Source organism: Streptomyces phytophilus, from assembly GCF_013870535.1.
Taxonomy (GTDB): domain Bacteria; phylum Actinomycetota; class Actinomycetes; order Streptomycetales; family Streptomycetaceae; genus Streptomyces; species Streptomyces phytophilus.
The window spans coordinates 1-3,001 of sequence record NZ_JACBXC010000745.1 but is presented as its reverse complement, the minus strand read 5'-3'; the positions used below and the strand labels follow the sequence as shown (position 1 = coordinate 3,001).

Here is a 3,001-nt window from a genome sequence, read left to right as displayed (position 1 = left end):
GGTCCTTGCCCAGTGCTTCCGTACTCATCGGCCCACCCGGGGATCGAACAGCGGATAGATCAGGTCGGCGACCACGCTCGCCAGGATCATCGAGCCCGCGTAGACGATGAACAGGCCCTGGATCAGCGGCAGGTCGGGGACGCTCAGCGCCTGGTAGAACAGTCCGCCCAGGCCCGGCCAGGAGAAGACCGTCTCGACCAGGATGGAGCCGGCCGCGATGAACCCGAGGTTGACGAAGACGAGCGTGATCGTCGGCAGCATCGCGTTGGGCACGGCGTGCCGGCGGCGTACGAGGTCGTCGCGCAGCCCCTTGGCGCGGGCGGCCGTCAGGTAGTCGCTGCCCATCTCGTCGAGCAGCGAGGAGCGCATGACCAGCAGCGTCTGCGCGTAGCACGCGGCCACGAGGGTCAGCACCGGCAGGAACATGTGGTGGATCACGTCCACGACGTACGCGAGGCCGTGCTCGCCGCCCGACTCCATGCCGCCGGTGGGGAACAGCCCGGGGATGGGGCCGATGCCGACGGAGAAGACGATGATGAGCAGCATCCCGAGCCAGAAGTGCGGCACCGACCACAGGGTGAGCGCGATGCTCGTGTTGACCTTGTCGCCGAGCCCGCCGTGCCGCCAGGCGGCGCGCGTGCCCAGCCAGAGGCCGAGGGCGCTGTAGAGGACCACGGCCGTGCCGGTGAGCAGCAGGGTGGCCGGCACGCGCTCCCGGATGAGGTCGAGCACGGGCTCGTTGAACTGGTACGAGTCGCCGAGGTTGCCGGTCAGCGCGTCACCGACGTACTGGGTGAACTGCTCCCACAGCGGCAGGTCGAGACCGTAGTGCCGGCGCAGCGCGGCGAGTTGCTCGGCGTCGACCTTGCGGCCGTGCGTCATCGTCTTGACCGGGTCGCCGGGGATGATCCGGAAGAGGAAGAAGCTGGTGACGAGGATGGCGAAGAGGGAGACCGCGGCGCCGGCGAGCTTGCCCGCCACGTAGGTGAGGTAGGCGCGGCGGGAACTGCCCGCGGCGCCGCGGGCGTCGGGCGCCGTTTTCACGGCGGCGGCGGGGGTGACGGGTGGGTCTGCCGTAGACATGGCCCTCGCTTTGCTGGGGGTGCCGTCCGGGGGTGCGTGGCGCGGTTGCGTGGCGCGGTGCGTCGCGCGCGTCGACGGGTGCGACTCGCGGGGTGGGGTTGCGGTTCGGGCGGTGGGTGCGGTCGGGCGGGGTGTACGGCGCGGCGGGCGCCGGACACCCCGGGTGGCGAGGGTGCGTGCGGGCTACTCGCGGTCCTCCGCGGTGGCCCGGCGGCGCATCGCGAAGACCACGCCCGCCGCGACCGCCACCGCGGCCGCCGCGCCGCCGCCGAGCACCACGCCCATCGCCGAGCCGCCGTCGTCGTCGGACGCCTCGGCGGCGGGGACCGCGGTGGCCCAGCTCCAGGAGCCGTCCTGGCCCCAGATGTTGCCGTCGCCCGCGGGCATCGCGGTGATCGACTCGATGTGGTCGGTGCGGTACGCCTCCACGGAGTTCGGGTACGCCAGCACGTTCATGTACCCGGTGTCGTAGAGCACCGACTGCATCTCGCGGACTATCTCCGCGCGCTCGGCCGGGTCGTCGTACGCGGCCAGCTGCTCGGCGTAGAGCCGGTCGTAGTCCTTGTTGCAGATGAAGTTGTCCGTCTGCCCGACGACGTCCTCCGACTCCGGCAGCGCGGCGCAGGTGTGGATGGCGAGGACGAAGTCCGGGTCGGGGTTGACCGACCAGCCGTCGAAGGCGAGGTCGTACTCGCCGGCCACCCACGGGTCGCCGACGTTGTCCAGGCACTGCAGGTCCAGGCCGATGCCCAGCGCGCCCCACCACTCCTCCAGGAACTTGCCCGCCGCCTTGTCCCTGGCGTCGGTGGAGTGGCACAGCATCCGGAAGTCCAGCGGCTTGCCGTCCTTGCCGACGCGCTTGCCGTCCTTGAGCTCGTAGCCCGCCCGGTCCAGCAGTTCCGCCGCCTTCTCCGGGTCGTAGCCGATCTTCTGCTCGGCCGACGGCTTCCAGTGGTAGTCGCCGAAGCGGGGCGGGATGTAGCCCTCGCCCTCGACGCCGTGCCCCTGCAGCACCTTGTCCACTATCACCGTGCGGTCCACCGCGAGGAACAGCGCCTCGCGCACCCGCGGGTCGAGCAGCGCCGGATGGCCGTCACCGAACGTGCGGCCCTCGACGTCCCGGGCCCCGGGGTTGGTCGCGATGGCCCAGAAGCGCCGGCCCTGGCCGTCGTTGACCTTGATGTCGGGCCGGCCCTCCAGCGACGCGGCGTGCGCGGGCGTCAGGTCCGGTACGAAGGACACCTCGCCCTTGCGCAGGGCGGCGACGGCGGCGTCGGTCTCCTTGTAGTACTTGAACGTCAGCTCGTCGAACTTCGGCTTGCCCCGCCAGAAGTTCGGGTTCGGCTCGAAGGTGACGTACGAGTCGGTCTTGAAGTCCGTCAGTATGTACGGGCCGCTGCTCACGACCGGGAAGTCGGAGTCGTTGTTGAACTTCCCGAGGTCCTCGACGTCCTGCCAGACGTGCTTGGGCACGATCGGCAGGTCCATCGAGTTCATCGTCGCCTGCGGCTCCTTCAGCTCCACGACGAGCGTGCGGGCGTCGGGCGCCGAGACCTTCGCGAAGTTGGCGACGTACGAGCCGTTCGCCGCGCCGGCGGCCTCGTCGGTCATCATCGTGTGGAACGTCCAGCGGGCGTCCTCGGCGGTCAGCGGCTTGCCGTCGGACCACTTCACGCCCTCGCGGATGGTGTACGTCCACGTCCTGCCCGCGTTCGAGGGCTCCCACTTCTCGGCCAGCCCCGGGATGGGCTCCTGTGTCTTGACGTCGTAGTTGACGAGGGAGTCGTACATCAGCCGGTTCAGGCTCGTGGCCACGAGGGTGACCGCGAGGAAGGGGCTGAGGGAGTCGACGCTCTGCGCGACGGCCGCCGTGAGGACCGCCTTGTCGCCGTTGTCGCCGTTGCCGCCGCCGTCGTCG

The 3,001-nt window shown here is 70.5% G+C and carries 2 protein-coding genes; both read right to left on the bottom strand.

The window, feature by feature from the left end; translation table 11 throughout:
• Positions 1–24 precede the first annotated feature (24 nt).
• Positions 25–1,083: an ABC transporter permease gene (locus H5J30_RS24545; protein ID WP_181789538.1), complete on the bottom strand. Its 1,059-nt coding sequence runs from the start codon at positions 1,081–1,083 to the stop codon at positions 25–27.
• Between the two features lie 183 nt (positions 1,084–1,266).
• Positions 1,267–3,001: ABC transporter substrate-binding protein (locus H5J30_RS24540; protein ID WP_181789537.1), on the bottom strand; the 1,735-nt coding region annotated here is incomplete at its 5' end.